Origin of the sequence: uncultured Fibrella sp. (assembly GCF_964250085.1) — a bacterium.
GTDB lineage: Bacteria > Bacteroidota > Bacteroidia > Cytophagales > Spirosomataceae > Fibrella.
Genome location: NZ_CAXUEC010000004.1, coordinates 154,992 through 170,783, shown reverse-complemented (window position 1 = coordinate 170,783; position 15,792 = coordinate 154,992). Strand labels below are relative to the sequence as shown.

General features: G+C 52.4%; 9 protein-coding genes. 1 reads left to right on the top strand and 8 read right to left on the bottom strand.

Annotated features, from left to right (window positions below; translation table 11 throughout):
* Nucleotides 1-5: 5 nt before the first annotated feature.
* The 7 genes from ACFE8Q_RS14350 to ACFE8Q_RS14320 all read right to left on the bottom strand — a co-directional run bounded on the left by ACFE8Q_RS14350 (nt 6) and on the right by ACFE8Q_RS14320 (nt 13,106).
* Complete coding sequence (locus ACFE8Q_RS14350) at nt 6-3,443, bottom strand: DUF499 domain-containing protein (protein WP_375446101.1); 3,438 nt, start codon at nt 3,441-3,443, stop codon at nt 6-8.
* A gap of 210 nt (nt 3,444-3,653) precedes the next feature.
* Nucleotides 3,654-6,119, bottom strand: coding sequence for a DUF1156 domain-containing protein (locus ACFE8Q_RS14345; RefSeq protein WP_375446100.1), 2,466 nt, complete (start codon nt 6,117-6,119; stop codon nt 3,654-3,656).
* Nucleotides 6,120-6,224: 105 nt separating this feature from the next.
* Nucleotides 6,225-6,785, bottom strand: coding sequence for a DUF1156 domain-containing protein (locus ACFE8Q_RS14340; RefSeq protein ID WP_375446099.1), 561 nt, complete (start codon nt 6,783-6,785; stop codon nt 6,225-6,227).
* Complete coding sequence (locus ACFE8Q_RS14335; RefSeq protein WP_375446098.1) at nt 6,785-7,648, bottom strand: nucleotidyl transferase AbiEii/AbiGii toxin family protein; 864 nt, start codon at nt 7,646-7,648, stop codon at nt 6,785-6,787. Before ACFE8Q_RS14335 ends, ACFE8Q_RS14340 begins: the two co-directional genes overlap by 1 nt.
* Complete coding sequence (locus ACFE8Q_RS14330; RefSeq protein ID WP_375446097.1) at nt 7,626-8,645, bottom strand: type IV toxin-antitoxin system AbiEi family antitoxin; 1,020 nt, start codon at nt 8,643-8,645, stop codon at nt 7,626-7,628. The genes ACFE8Q_RS14335 and ACFE8Q_RS14330 overlap by 23 nt, the downstream gene beginning before the upstream one ends.
* A 75-nt stretch (nt 8,646-8,720) precedes the next feature.
* Nucleotides 8,721-12,212: a helicase-related protein gene (locus ACFE8Q_RS14325; RefSeq protein WP_375446096.1), complete on the bottom strand. Its 3,492-nt coding sequence runs from the start codon at nt 12,210-12,212 to the stop codon at nt 8,721-8,723.
* Nucleotides 12,213-12,467: 255 nt separating this feature from the next.
* Nucleotides 12,468-13,106, bottom strand: a complete 639-nt coding sequence (locus ACFE8Q_RS14320; protein WP_375446095.1) for a VWA domain-containing protein — start codon at nt 13,104-13,106, stop codon at nt 12,468-12,470.
* Nucleotides 13,107-13,284: 178 nt separating this feature from the next.
* Here ACFE8Q_RS14320 and ACFE8Q_RS14315 point away from each other — a divergent pair, with 178 nt between their 5' ends.
* A complete protein-coding gene (locus tag ACFE8Q_RS14315; RefSeq protein ID WP_375446094.1) occupies nt 13,285-14,739 on the top strand; it encodes a sigma-54 interaction domain-containing protein in 1,455 nt (484 codons plus the stop codon).
* A 135-nt stretch (nt 14,740-14,874) separates the two neighbouring features.
* Here the strand turns inward: ACFE8Q_RS14315 and ACFE8Q_RS14310 are convergent, their stop codons facing one another.
* The gene (locus tag ACFE8Q_RS14310) at nt 14,875-15,765 is read right to left on the bottom strand and encodes an inositol oxygenase family protein (protein WP_375446093.1); all 891 of its coding nucleotides are present in this window, start codon (nt 15,763-15,765) and stop codon (nt 14,875-14,877) included.
* Nucleotides 15,766-15,792 lie beyond the last annotated feature (27 nt).

The window sequence follows — 15,792 nt, the reverse complement described above, 5'->3', positions numbered from 1 at the left end:
TAATTCTACGTTTCCTCTACCGACAAGCCCAGTTGGCTAGCCCCTTCGATGATTATCTTATACTCTGGCGACGTTTCGGTCAGGGGTTTGGCAGTGGTTGATTTTCCCTTGATTCGAATCTCGATCTCAACGCTATTTTGCGCCAGTGGCATGATGAACGTCGTAAAGACCTGACTGTACTGTGCAATGTCGACCTTACCATGAACGGTGACCGTCTGAATGGGCCGGGGACCCGAAACCTGACCAGGTATGGCGGGAGGGGAGACAATAACAGGCGGCTCGCCTTCGCCCGAACCTGTTGCTCCCGGGAGGTCAGGATTTTCGCCACCACTGGCTGTTGTCGTAGGGGTCGGTTTTGGCTGATGTAGACTCTTGTCTAACAACCAGTAAGTAGGGTCTTGGACGTCGAAAAAAGGTACTTCTTCCTGATAAAAGATCCGCCGGAAGTCTTTTCCATCGCCTGCACCGATGGCATATTCACCAGTGCTACAGTAGCGTAATAGACTGTCTTGTAGCGCTTGAGGACCAACAATCATGTCTTTATCGTCGTAACGCAGAAAGGCTTCGTAAATCTCTTTGGTCTGTACTGCCTGCGTGGCCGTAGGTAGCAGTTGTACTTTTGATAATGTGTTTAAACTAACCCGTTCAAGCAAACAAATGTCGTGGCTACCCTCTTTTAGCAGCGGCACCAACACCGCGTTTATCTGGGCGTCGAACGTGTCGCGGAAGTTGTTAGTGGCTTCTACTTTAGTAATTCCGTTCTTGGCCGAATACTTCACCAACACCGAATACGTTGCTGCCAGGGCTTTGTCAATCTGCTGACTGGCTTCTTCGATTCGTTTTTTCAGATCAATGCGCTGATCGGCGTCTAACTGATTGCCATAGTCGGAACTAACGCGTTGGCTGGCCAGGTACGCCGTGACGCACTCGGTCAACTTACCAATGCCCGCCAGCGAAGGCAGAAGGAACAGCAACGTGTTTCGGTATAGCCGTTCGTTATTGCCGCGTTTGGTGGCCAGTCGTTCAATACGGTCCAGTGCTTTTTTCGATACGCCCTCGGCGTCGTTGGTGGCGGTCTTATCGGGTCCCAACACGATCAGCGTAGGCTTTTGCAGCTCGGGCATATCGTCGGAAGGGTCGATCAGGGTGGTGAACGACTGGATGTTATTTTTCCGTTCGTTGAGCCGTCGCATCATCTCCTGGTAAATGCCCGGCGTTGCGATCTCGTGCCGGGCGTGGTTGACCAGAATGTTCAGGTTTGGTTTGGTGAAAAACCAGTACCGACGCGGGTTGTTGCTGTAATAGAGGTAGTAAGCATTTGCCTCCAGCGCGTCGAGTACGGCGTTTACGTCGTTATGGTTGAATGATTCCGGCTTCATGACGGCCAGTTTCAGTTCGTCAACGCCAATGCCCTGTTTGGGGCCGGTAGACCCGAAACTGTTGAGGAGAATGGTGGTGGCAATGCCCTGGGTGAGGGCGTAGCGGCCAACGTCGGGCCGTTCGCTGTCGAGGCGGCCGGCATTTGACGTGGCCCCCACCACGTCGGCAGGCAGAACTGCGTCGTAGCCATTGCCATACAGCTTTTTCATCTGGCCCGTCAGCGCATCTAGGTTCGCGAAATTGACGTCTGATGGGTGAATGAGCCAGTGGGTGCCGCCCGACAAGGAGCCTTTCCGTTGCCATAAATCTGAAACGATTGACCCCAGCAGGCGTAGTACGCCCCGGGTACGTTGAAAATCGCCGTGACTGGCCCACCGCTTGTGAAACACGTCCATGAGCGTGGGATGGAATGGGTACGCTTGCCGTAATAATGCCCGGTAACTGGCCTGGGTGGCCTGGCTGGGCAGTTCTCCCGCCATTTTCTTGTACTGATTTATGTAGGCCGAGATGACAGCCTCGCGCTGGTCTTCATCCCCCATGCTTTCGAACAGCCGCCGACGAACTACTTCGTAAATCTCGTCATCGGCTACCGGCTTTGTGTCCGCTCCAACGCGGGCCATGCGGGCTTGCAGGCTACCCAGAATTTGAGCGGCATTAGGCGACGAAGCCACCTCGGCCACGCTGGCGGGAAGGGTGGCTACCAATACGCAACGATCCGACGAGGCCACGGCTTCGGTCAGTTCTTGCAAAAAACTGGTTGTCTGGTCAGATAGGGTAAGCGCACCGACCGAAATGCCCGACGCTGAAATGCAATAATCGGCTAGCTCATCGACCAGCAGAAGAGCGGGTTGCGACATGGCCAGTACTTGCTTAAATAACCCTTTGGGTGCGACCCGTTTTTCGTCGTTTTCCCGAATGAGCTCATAACCCGCCCGGCCACCTAACTGATAGGCCAGCTCGCCCCAGATGGTGTGCAGGGTAATGTCTGATTCTACCTTGCGTCCCTGCGTTGGGTCATTGGTAGTGTTGGTGAAGACCGCAATGTTGGCCGATTCGAAGGTGGGAACGCTGAGCTTCTCCAGCAGCGCTTGAGTGGCCTGGTAAGTCGCTGCTTTATTTCCCATCTTAGCCAGATGATACAGGCTGATCAGGGTGTGGGTTTTGCCACCGCCAAAGCCAGTTTGCAGCGAGATAACCCGGTTGTCGGCTGATTGCCCGCCGTTAAGGCCGTTGATAACCCGCCCGGCTACCGTGCGTAAACCAGCGGTTGGGTACGTCTTCTCGAAAAAAAGCAGCGCGTTGCGATACACCTCAGGACCCAGGTCCTGAGCCACGTCGGCCAGGTTGGCGGCGAAAACGGATTCATCGAGGTGACCTTGCCGGATATCCTGGTGCGGAGTGACCACACCAAACCACGGGCCGGGCGTAGGCGTGGCGCGAAAGGTACCCCGCCCTCCGGCGGCGGGTGTGGCTTCGCGCTCCAGGCCCTTCGACAGGCTCAGGGTGACATCAGCGTCAGTTCCTGTCACCCTGAGCCTGTCGAAGGGCCCAGCGTCAGCAACGGACGCGTCAGCAACAGATGCGTTTGCAACATTCTCAGGTACGTTACCGGTCTGCGTTCCGCCAGTTTGCAGGCGTTTCAAGCTCTCTTTCAACTCGCTCATGCCGGTTTTGTCGGCAACACGGGTCATGTTGAAAAAGGCGTTGGTTACCTCGTCGGGCGTTAATTCCGTATTGAAGTGGGCCAGTTTGTTACGAACCGTCGTGATGTCATCCAGCCAGGTGGCCAGGCTGTTTACGTCTTTACCAAAATCGGCTTTCAGTAGGTCTTTACAGCCGAGAGCAAAGCTCTTTATGTTGCCGAAATCAATGAGCTGCTCGGGCGAGGTGCCATTTTTTAGGCCTTTGTCCCAGGCGTCGCGGGGACCCATGCTCAATTTTTTGGCGTATTCGGCGGGCCATTTATCGCCTTCGGTCTGCGACAGGAGGGCGACGGTATAGGCCCTGAATGCGTCGATGAAGAGGCCAAGGGCTTTAAACAGTGATTCGTTATGCGAGGTCATAAAGGTGTATGGAAAGTCGGTTGTTTTTCAATTTGTGATGAGTAATTGCTAGGTACGTTGTTGGATGTGGTATTGCTTCGCGTGCGGGCCCTTCGACAGGCTCAGGGTGACAATGCACATCAGAATCGTAGCCAGAGCCTTGTGTTAGGCTGTCACCCTGAGCCTGTCGAAGGGCACGACTCGCGAAGCAATACACACGCGAAGCATCATTTAAAACCCTAACCCCAACTGATTGACGTTGGTAGTGCCGGGTTGCTGACCGGCGGCGCGGGCTTCGCGGATGAGGCTGTCGCGGCCCGAGAGCAGGCCCTCGGCGGCGCGGTGGTCTTCGGTGCCTCGGGGGAGCAGCTCGAACAGCGAGGCCAATACACGCCAGAAAGGGTCTTCGGGCGTGGGGGCCGTTTGCCCGATGTACTGTACCAGCGACCGACGATCGGGACCAGCCCAGCGGAACATGGCCTGATGCAGCTTGTCGATCATGGGGTCTGCGGTGTCGGCGCCGAGGCGGTTGCCGGAACGGGTGCGGTCGTTGACGGTGGCCAGCGTTTGGCGGTTGCCGTTTTGCATGAGTAGCCGGTGTGCTTCAATATCGGCCACGTTGACGCTAAGGCCTACCTGCACCAGGCGGCGCACGTCGTCGTGGTCGGCTTCGGCAAAGCCGTTGAGTTGCAACCAGGCCAGGTAAAAGCGGGTGTACTCGTCGGTGTTGATGTCGCTGACAATAGCGTTGAAGGCCGACTCGCGGGCCAGTTCGAGCAGTTCGGCCACGGTGACTTCATCGCCGTTGGGTTTCTCAACCAGCCGGTATTGGCCGAATACCGATACCGTTTGCCCAAAGCAGGCCGTGAGCAGATCGGCACCCCGGAAGCCCAGTGCCGTAAGGGTACGTACCTCCTCACGTACCGCCCGTTCAATATCCCGTTTCACCTCCCGAAACTCGCCAATACCAGCCTGCGCCGTTGGCCGACAGGAAACGGTAACGGACGATTCGAGGGCGGCGTTCCCAATGCCTACCATGCGATTGCCCAGTTCGGTATCGATCGCCCAACTGCCGGTAATGTTCATGCGGCTACCCAAAATGGAATTACACAGCGTAGTCCAGGCCTCGGTACTTTGATGAGCAAACATGATGCTAACAACACCTGACGTTTGCTGCTCGATGGCACTGAAAATCTGCTTTAATTTATCGGTGAAGTGCTTTTTTGCAGCCACTGCGCTGCCATTATGGTGGTGTTTGAGTGCAGTGCATTCTTCTGTTTTAGGCGTTTGCGGTAATGCAAACGTCATTGGGTATACGTCACTTAACGAACGTTTGAGCCAAGCGTAGAAGAAATCTGACAAATCAGCGTATGGAATTGCATCGTAGTAGGGTGGATCAGTTATTACAGCGTTGATGTGCTTGGCGTTGAATTGGTTTACATCACCACTGGACGAGTTTTGGCAATTCACAGTAAACAAATTTTCGGACTCTTCCTCTATGTACCTAGTTATCCATTCTAATTGATTTGTAATACTTCCTGTTACTCCACTGAATGAATTTGCTTCAGGATAATCGAAAGTCATTGCTATTGCTTGTCGAGAAAAGGGGTGTTCCAACTTTTCTCCCGAAATGTGCCATCTGCCAAAAGAAGTATTTAACATACTGGCCCGGTCAAGCCATATTCCCAAATACGCGCAAACGGCTTCTTGATAGTCGTTAAGGTTTAGAAACATTCCGGTCCCACCCCATTCTTTTTTGAGTTGGTCTAGTTTCTCAATTAGTGTTTGCAGGGTTAATAATTGACGTTTTGAGAACATATCCCCAACGGCAGTGAAGCCCCAAGGGCAGAGGTCAAACTGTTTGGTGTTTCCAATGGCTAGTTGCTCGGGCAGGGTGAGCGTAGGCGTGGGCAACGTACCTACGAGTGCTTTTTCTGCGTCGGTAGGTAATCGGTACGCCTTGCCGTCGTCACTGCCTTCAATCACGGCAAGCAATCGTTCCGTGTAGGTTTTGGCGAGAAACTGCCGTTTCAGTTCTGCGTTGGTGGTGGTGTTTCCACAAACGGGGCATTTCAGGCTCTTACGGCTTACTACGTAGCCCTCGTCAGAGCAGGAACCAGTACGTACCTGAAAATCAATTTGTTTGCCTGTAATGACTGGCTTTAGATAAACCTGCTTGCCAGGTTTGTTACAGAGGTAAAACTGTTTTAGCAGCGGCACTTCGGCGCGGCAGGAGGGGTTGGCGCACGTACCTACGCGGGTCCAGTAGTAGGCAATGGGTTTGCGGCCGTTTACGGTCGGGTAATATTGCCCTACGGCGGCTTCAGCTTCCTTCAATATCCTCTTTGCATAGAAAGATATGTCATGGCTGAGACGGTTTTTCAGGTGTACGCTGCTATCCTGCATCACCTGTCCCTGCTGCTGCATGGTCAGGTACGTGTCGGCCCCGTAGAGGCGTTCAAACTCGGCGCGGCTGTAGGTGATGGGCTTGCCGTAGCGTTGAGGAAACTCCAGACTGCCCCGCTGAATAAGGTGGGCCACCGGATTAATGTCGTTGCCATAGGTGCGGCAACCCAGCCGGGCCGCTTCGAGCGGTATGGCCCCGCCTCCTGCAAAGGGATCAAACACGCGTGGCATCCGGTCCAGAAAAGCATCGATGGCGGTTTTCAGTCGAGCTTCTTTGGCGTCATTTTCCAACGTACCCAGGTGGCGGTCGGGCGTTTGGTAGAGGTCACGTTCGGCGGTTTTAATGGCAGCGTAATGTTCATCAAATGCCCTCAGCAGCTCCAGGACTGTCCCTGACTACGTCAGGGACAGTCCTGGAGCTGCTGTATAGTGGGCTACCCAGATTAGTTTGCGGGCGATGCCCAGGATGGTTTCGTTGTTTTTGTTGTCCCACTTAATCAGGCTGTGTTCGCTGATTTGCCCGCCCGAGGCGGTTGACTTACCCGCTTTTTCGTTGGCAATAAACGTATCGGAGTATTTGCCAATAAACGTCAGCAGGCGGTTGCGCCGGGTGTCGGGCACGGCTGGGCGGGCGTTCCCGTCAATAGCCGAGGTGTAGGGAATATCCTCGTAGGGTTTATAGGGGTCAACAAGTCGCCCGCCCGTCGTTGTGCTGGGTTGGGGGCCAAGCAGCGTATCAACTGCTTCCTGAAAGAGGGGCGGGCAGTTTGGGTCGTCGGGGTCGGGCACGAGGCTGGCAAACACCACCGCGCGGCAAACGGGCAAAGGTCGCCGTGCCCACCATAGGTGCAACGTGCTGATGTGCCCGTGGCGGATTGATTTGTCGCGCACGCTCTCGGCCGATACCTCGCGCACGGGCATGGCTACTTCAATGAGGTATTTGTATGAATTAGGCATTAGTTGTTGGTTGTTAATGGGTCATTCAGCCCCTGGCGGAGGTGTTGAACCAGATTGAGTACGTGGTCTAGCGGGTCGGCCCGAAACTGTGCCGTCTGCAACTGACGAATGACCACTCCGCCCGGTCCGGCCGCAATGGCCCGATCCAAAATGTCGGTCAGTCGTTCGCGCAGTGGGGGCGAAGTGGCCAGCAAGGGGCTGATGTGGCGACCCAACAGGCGGGCGGCGGTTAGCGCTAGCGAAACAGAGGTTTCGAGCAGGTCATAATGGTGATCATACAAGTCTTCTTCTGCAATATCGAGGTAGTTTTTCAAAATAAAACTAACGTCGGTCAGGTCTTTCAGGCGGTGTTCTGGGCGGTCGTCGTAGGCAATTAGTTTCAGCAATACCATACCGGGCAAGCTGCAAACCCGGAAGGTAAACTGATCATCAAGTGTAACCAATTGGGTGCCAAAGTTGTACACTTCGGTAAAGCCCGTTACAGATAGTCGGGCAACACCTTCACCCCGGTTTAGCATCGGCGTATTGGTCAGTTCCATGCCGCCAAACGGAAGCAAATCCACATCGGTCAGCCCAGCATATTTTAGTGTGAACGGCATGTCTCTTACCTCAGCAAAGTTGCCCTGATCAAGCAGCACGTTCTTCAGGCGTTGGTAATCGGCCTCGTCCGGTATCAGTACGGCCAGGTCCAGATCGCGCGTAACCCGTGTCGACTCAAGTCCATGAATGGCCATAGCAATGTCGCGGGCTACGGCTCCTACCAGGTAGAAGTCAATACCCGTCTGCTGACAGGCCCGTTCAACCTGCTCGAAAATGGGCTTGAAGCGTTCTCGGTGAAAGTCAGTCAAGGAGACGTTGTACATGCGATTCGTATAGTTTTTGCGCTACTTCGCCATTTCGCGGGTCCTGACTCGTCAGTAAATCAGCGTATACCAACAGTGGGTTTACGAACGTACCTGGCTCATCCTGAGGCCAAAACTTTTCATACACCTGAATAGGCCCCTGTTCGGGGTCGGGTAAAAGGCGTAGCTGGTCGGCTACTTCCTTGGCAGACTGGCGCGTGTAGATCGTCCATTCGGCTGGTCGTAACAGCCCGGTTAGGCCATCGGCGGCTGGCTCTCCGCCCCATTGGGTCATCGGCGTATCGAGCAGTTTTGTGGTCCAATCATTCGTCGATGCGCTCTTTAGCTGACGATAGCGCCGAATGAGCAAGCTCGGTTTTAAGCGGGTGGCGTAGGCTTCAATCCATTTATCGATCAGTGTTTTTCGGTTAACCAAGGCCCATTCTTTCTTACGGATCTCCATAATAAAGCCACGCTGTTGCAAGCTGCTTTTAGCCCGGTGTACGGTTTCCAGGCTGGCTCCTGCCTGTTGGGCAATGGTGCGCATCGGTTCGTTGATTTGGTCTGGGTGGGTCAGTAACCAGTACGTGACGCGCAGGCCTGCTTTGGTAAAGGCATGATCGGCCTTTTCTTCAGCCCGTTTAACAGGCTTTCGGCCTTCGATCCAGACCAGGAACGGAGAACCTAGTCCGTCTATCCGTAGGTACGTGTTCCCGGCAGTGTCTATGTAGTTGATTCCATTAGCCCGAAGCTTTTCGCTCAGGATTGGATTTACATAGTCAGTCAACAGCGTCGGGTTCACAGCTCCGCTGAGTTGCTGCTGCAACTGCCCCATCACTAGCCGTTGGGCGCTGATTTTCAGTTCAACCGCTAGTGTTACCGTTTTTTTGCCAAGCTGAATGGTAACGTCAGTATCGTACAACTGCTTGTCCAGCGGCGTCGGCGTTGCATTGATCACGCTGTTCGGTAGCAGTTCAGAAAGCACGTTGAGTCCAGTTTGTAGTAGCTGCTCTGCCATGTTTATGTTCGATATAATATGATGTTTGATAAAAACGAACAAGCTAATATATCGAACAAAAGGCAAAAGATCAATTCATGATTCAGTGAAAAGAGGTGTTAGTTGCCCGGTTTTCTGTTTCCATTCCGCTTCGGGGAGCAAGTATTGAATGCCGCGGGTCTGTTTCTGAAACTGAAGCGTAGCCGCCGGATTCTGGAAAACAAATAGTTGCGGGTTGCTCTTGCAGTGCGTCACAATGTAGAGCCAGGCCGCGTTGCCCAGTTGCGCCAGCCTCGACATTTCGTTGTCAGAAAGCATCACGGCACCATCTACACTTCGCCCTTTCACTTCGATATACCGTTTCAGTCCATCGGTATCCTGACTGCGGATATCGTAGCCTACATTATCGGCCGAGACGTCGACCGGGAAACGGCCCTGTTCCTCTTCAAACTGCATGGTTGTTGTCATGGCAATCTGTTCGGCCTCGTCGTCGCGGCTCATACCAAAATGTCCTTTGAATTCCAGTTGAGTAAGTGGCATCACATAGGCGCAGCCCAGCACCTTTGGCTCTTTCAGGGTAAGGTTCGAAAGCCCATCCAGATCGCTCATACGCTGTTTTTTACGGTCGAGTAACTGATTAATGCGTTCCTGTTTCTTGGCTATTTTTTCCTGCGCCCGGTTGTCGCCCAACGCCCATTTACCCTCTAATTCACTAATATCGGCTGTTAGTTGAATGATCAGGTCCGTAAAGGCTGTTTCCAGATATTGACGGCGTTGTGTGGCGTCTTGCTGAATACGCAGATCGGTTTCTGCCAATTGCGGTTCAGTGATGTGCATAAAACTCCAGTCAATCACAGCTTCGGTCGTGATGCCGGTTGGTGGGTCAATGGGTTTGGCAAACACCGCCGGTGGCAGCAGATCCAGCAGTTTAGCCGCCGAGGTGATCGACAATTCGCCGGCCTCATCTTCACATACCAGCAGCAGGCGCTCGTCGGCTACCTGGGTTGTGTTGGCCTGATTCCCCGCCCGTCGGTGATACGTTACCTGCGACTGCACCAGATAGGCCGCGAATGGAGCCGTGTCTTCGGGCGAAACGAGTAACGTACCCCTGAGTGCATCGGGGCGGCACCGGTGCTGGATAAGTGCGACCAACGCATCGAACAGGGCATTACCCGGATTGACGTAGATCGTTTTGGTAAGGCTACTGGTCTGCCGTTGCTGATCCAGAAAAACGGATTTATCGAAACACAGATAGAGTTTGGTCGGATCGATCAGCAGGTCATACTCCGTGCGCAGCAACGTACCCAGCTCGTCGGGCAGCGTTGTCATTCGGAACAATTGGGTACGTTCCTCGGTCAGCACACCACCCAGAAAGGTAAACGCTTTCTCGAAAAACTGCTGGATATAGATCGGCTGCAACCGTTTCTCGTCCGAGTCCTCTTTCAACTGCCTGGCTTCGCGGTAGTTGATGCCGCTGTAAGCCAGTTGATTCCGCTGGTCGTTGATTCGCTGTGTCACCACCGATTCATTCAATTGCTGCTGAATAACCATATCGAAGGCCGTTTCCTGTCCGTTAAACACAGAGTTGATAATGTCATCGAGCCCTACGTTTTCAAACACGTCGGAGATCACGTCATACACCCGGTCGTTGCCCATCTGGTTACGGATTTCGTCCAGCTTCAGCAGGAGCCGTTCCATCACCGCGCCTTCACGCGTGTTTTGGGCTACCAGGTTAAACACCATTACGTTTTGTTGCTGACCGTAGCGGTGAATCCGCCCCATGCGTTGCTCCAGGCGGTTAGGATTCCAGGGAATATCCCAGTTGATGAGCAGTCGACAGAATTGCAGGTTGATTCCTTCGCCAGCCGCATCAGTAGCTATCAGTATCTGGGCATTGCGGGCAAAATCGATCTGGGCTGTCCGGCGTTCGTCAACGCCCTTTCCTCCATGAATCGTAACTACTGAATAGCCGTTGTTTTGCAGCCGTTTTTCCAGGTAGTCGAGCGTGTCTTTATGCTCGGTGAAAATGACCAGCTTCTCGTTGTTATCTCGAACGCCCTGAGTGCTCAATAGCTCACGCAGCTCAATAAATTTCTGTTCTTCCTGTTCCGACGTATACAAGGCTTCCGCCTGATCGAACAGAATCTTCACCTGGCGGGCTTCTTCCCGAATCTCAGCCGGGCTTTTCGCCGTGGTGAACAGCCGAAACTTGCGCGGATCAGACAGGATATTTTCCAGTCCTTCGCGTTCCTGATCATCGAGTTCATCGTAATCATCAATTGAATCAAGGCCGAGTGTGGCCATTGTTGGGTCAATTCGCTGGCGCTGACTCCACAGATTAGGATTGTTGGTCAGTTCGCTCAGCAGCCCCTGCAATGCCTGATGCCGATGCCCCAGTGTACGTTTAATGGCGTATATGGAGCTGGTTAAGCGGCGTTGCATAACCATCAGCGCCAGATTGACATGCACGTTCCGTTCCTGTTGTGCTTCTTCGCGTTGGCGGGTCAGGTACGTTGTTACGTTGTCATACAGCTCTTTTTCGGCTTTTGTCAGCCGATATTTAACGGTTTTGGTGAAGCGCTCTTTAAACAGGGGTTGATCCTGCCAATCGCGCATGTCTTCTTTCAGCCGCCGGATAAAGAACTTGTTAATGCCATTTTCGCCGGGGCGGCCTCCCGCGAGTTCACGTACCCGTTCGGTCACGAGTGAATCGGTCGAGAAAATGTCTTCGTCCAGTAGTTGAAGTAGATTGCGGAACGTATCGCGGCGGCCTCGGTGTGGTGTGGCCGTCAGCAAGAGCAGGTGTTCACACGATTGTGCGAGTGCCTGAACGGCCTCGTAGCGTTTCGACTTATACTTCCGTTCGCCATAATCAAAAGCAGAGAGTTTGTGTGCTTCATCGACCACAACCAGATCCCAGCGTAGTGATCGTACCACGTTCAGGACATCTTCACCCCGCAGAAAATCAATAGACGTAACAATCCGGTCAGAACTCTGGAAAATCAGCGGATCGGCTGAAAAAGCCGCTCGGTTAGCCAGTTTGAACGGAATGTTGAATTTCAACCCCATTTCATCTTCCTGCCACTGTCGGGTTAGGCCACCCGGCGTAATGATCAGCACCCGCTCGATTAGGTTTCGAGTCATCATCTCCTTGATCAACAGACCGGTCATGATCGTCTTGCCCGCTCCTGTATCATCGGCCAGTAAAAAACGAATATTGGGCAGAGGAAGCAGGTATTTATAGACGGCTTCGACCTGGTGCGGTAGGGGATCGACAACGCTACAATTGACTGCAAACAGTGGGTCGAATTGGTAGGCAGAAAAGATGCGTTCGGCTTCGGCAAATAGCGTGAAGCCGGTTGGGTTGCCCGTAAATGAAAACGATCCTTCTTCGGCTAGTACGGTCAGTTCACCAGCTCGTTGTTGGGTAATGACCATTGTGCTGGCCAGGCCCGTATGCTTACCGGTGTAGTGTACCGAAATTCGCTGCCCCCGTGGTTGAACGCTGGTTAATAAAACTGGCTCACCGGGAATAAGATTACTGATAATCTGACCTGGCTTTACTGGTTGTGGATCAAGAAAAGACATAAGGGGGGCGTAAGTTAATCGATAAGTTGAATAAGGTGCGTTATTACTCACTGCTTACAGAGCAAACTCATGAACGGCATAGCTTCACACTTTAAGCTCCACGCCCCGGGCCCTTCGACAGGCTCAGGGTGACAATCTAACTCAAGTTTATTGGCTGACGTACCTTAGTAGATTGTCACCCTGAGCCTGTCGAAGGACGAAGGGCCTACAGCGCGAAGCAGCTACGCCGTCCATGCGTTTGCCCTGCTTCGTCCTTCAATCCTGCTCAAAGTAATTGCTTTCTGCGTCTTTGATCGACTGCCCTTTGCTACGCTTATCATAGAAAGCCGTGCGCCCTTTGCGTTCTCGCTCAAATAGCTGCTTCATATCCTGCTCATTTGTCTGGAAGGTGATTGATTGTTCAATGGAAAGCGAGAACGCCATTTTCTGAACAGCATGGTTGGCACCCATGTAGGTGAATGACCAGTTACGCCGCTTAAGCCGATCAATCATCGCCTGAATTTGAAGGCCGGTAAACTCCTTCGACGCGTTTTCTTCGCCATCAGTCAGAATGCTGACTAATACTGTATAGTCTGTCTCTTTCTCCGTTAGCCACTCCAGTCGAAGTAGGCTGCGACCCATAGCGTCGTACAGCGGTGTGCTGGCGTTGGGTTTGAAAAGCTCATTGGTCAATAACGTTAGTCGTTCAGCAGGTTGATTATCGATACGGGTGGTGATACCCAGCCCGTTGAACGTAACCAGTGTTACAGTATGTAGTTGCTCAGGGAAAAGTTGGCTGGCTCCCTGTATGGTCTGGACAACCTCATTGAATCCGGTAAGAGTCGCTGCTTTAATCGCTTCCATCGAACCGCTTTCGTCGAGGATAATCAGGTTGAAAATCTTGTGCGTGGTCATGCTTGCTGTTATTGATAGTATGTATGCGTTGATCGATTGTATCAGAGTTTGCTAGTTGTCAATGAAGCGGATACGTAGAGATGATTGCAAGTGCTGTGCCAAAGCTCTATTGCTGGATTATGACTACTATTTTACGTTATTTGTATCAAAATTTACATTATATATCAATATTTGACCTATGAAATTATTGATCTCCTGGTACGCCTATACACATGACTTCATCAAAAAGGAGGGAGTACATGTAGATGAAAATGGCCCGACGGTGCAGTTCTACGACTGCTTTTATGAAAATGCGAGTTATGATAAGCATGTGCTTCTAACGACAGCCCGTGAAGCTGACGGCGACCCAGCCATAGAGATGCTGGCAGCGTTTCTACGAAGGAAGTACCCAAAGCGGGTTGTTGAACCGGTCTATGTGGATGTCAACGACCCTATTAACCTGCTGTTGATCAAGAATAAGGTTGAGGCTATATTATTAGAATACCGCGAGTACGAGATTGATATATTCTTTTCACCAGGCACTTCGGCGATGCAGTTGAGCTGGTATATATGCCACACCTCGCTTGGGCTTAAAACAAGGTTGCTGCAGAGTAAAGCAGCCAAGTTTACGACAAGTAAGAAACCAGAGCTGTTGGAAATTCAGGTTGAGACGTCGACCATTCCGTATTCGGCGGTCATAGCAGAACAGAAACTGCAACGTCGGTCGTCAAATACAGATTACCTGCTTACGGAAAGCCTCATACCGATCTACGAACGCGCTCGTCTTGTGGCCAAGGCAGAGGGAGTAACCTGCCTGATTAGCGGCGAAAGTGGAACAGGCAAAGAGCACTTGGCCCGGTACGTTCATCAGCAGAGTGCACGAGCTACCGGAAAGTTTGTATCCGTCAACTGTTCAGCGCTAGGGGATTCCTTACTGGAATCACGCTTGTTTGGGTACGTGAAAGGAGCGTTTACCGATGCAAAGGAAGACCGTAAGGGCTATTTTGACGAAGCCGATGGCGGCACCCTATTTCTGGATGAGATCGGTGATATTTCTCCATACATGCAGCAGTTACTGCTGCGTGTGTTACAGGAAGGCGAAATTATTCCGGTTGGAGCCACCAAAACCCGCAAAGTGAATGTTCGCGTGATAGCAGCCACCCATCGTGATGTAGAGTCGATGTGTGAAGCTGGTACCTTTCGTTGGGATCTATATTATCGGCTGGCTGTGGTGGAATTAAACCTGATGCCGTTACGCCAGCGAGGTGAGAAAGACAAAAAAGCGTTGATTGATTTCTTTCTGAAAAAAGCTCGGAAGGAATTTACGAAGCCTGATCTACGACTAAGTCAGAAAGCACAGGAAGCGATACTACACTACCCTTTTCCCGGCAATGTGCGGGAGTTAGAAAACCTGATTACAAACGTTGCTGTGTTTACGGATGGAGAAATACAGACTACCAGTTTGCCTTCCCGCTTAACTCGCCTGACCAGCCAGAAAAACACATCGTTGAATTGGGCGATAGTAGAAAAAGACTTACTCGAACGCGCTTTACAACACTACAAGGGAAATCAGAGCCAGGCTTGTAAAGCGGTGGGCTACAAGGCGATAAACACATTTCGAAGCAAGCTGAAGCAGTATGGAATTGAACCGTAAGAATGATCGAATTACTGAAGATCAGTACTTGGCGGGGGAACTGGTAAAAGTTGCCGGGATCATACAGATAGATATACGAATAAAATGAAACAGGAACGGGACCAGTGTTGGCTGGTCCCGTTTCGTTTGTAGGCTTTACAGCCTCACTTTCTCTGGTAAATATTTTGCGATCAGGTCTTCGTAGTAGGGGCGAAGCTCGCTGACAACGGGTGTTTTCGGGCTCTTCGAATACAGGTCATACGGGTTGAACTTGTCGACCCATTTGAACATGGCCCGGTCGTGGTCGTTGAGCAGGTGATCGTACGCTTTTTCGCGATGCTGCGAATAAAACGAGTGATACCGGATCATGTACAACGCCGGTTCGGGCAGGTAATCTTTCGTGATGTGGTACAGGTATTCGTCATGGCCCCACGACATCGTTACGTTGTCGAGCCCGCACTGATGGCTGTATATCCCGTATTTCGTGTTGAACTGCTCGTTCTGGCTGTCGGGGTTTTGCGCGAAAAATTCGGGATACACAATCTTGTCTGAATGCTGGCAACCTACCGGGAAGGTGTCGCCCACAACGGCCCACTGCGGCTCACCGAACAGACACAGTACCTTGCCCATATCGTGCAGAAAACCGGTGAGCACGAACCAGTCGGGGTGGCCGTCGGCGCGGATGGCTTCAGCGGTTTGCAGCAGGTGTTGCAGTTGATCCAGCTCAATATCGGGGTCCGAATCATCGACCAGTGTATTCAGGAATTCCATGGCACCCCAAACCGACATTTCTTTTTTGTTGAACGCCAGATAGTCGGCCCGCTTCTGTTGTACGAAGTCGTAGGTCTGATACTGGTGGTTCAGCCGGTAGAATTCCCGAACGCTGTCGCGGGCGGGGGCTTCGTAGTTGCGGAACTCGTCTTTGGTCTTGTGTTCCGGCTGTACATCGGCCGGGTCAGGGTAGCGGACAAGGAGGTCGTCTTCCCACTCGTCGAGTGAGGCTAATGGATTGATTTCCTGAGCGGTCAGTGTCGATTGCTGATTCATAGGATTCCTACGGCTATTGCTTGGCTA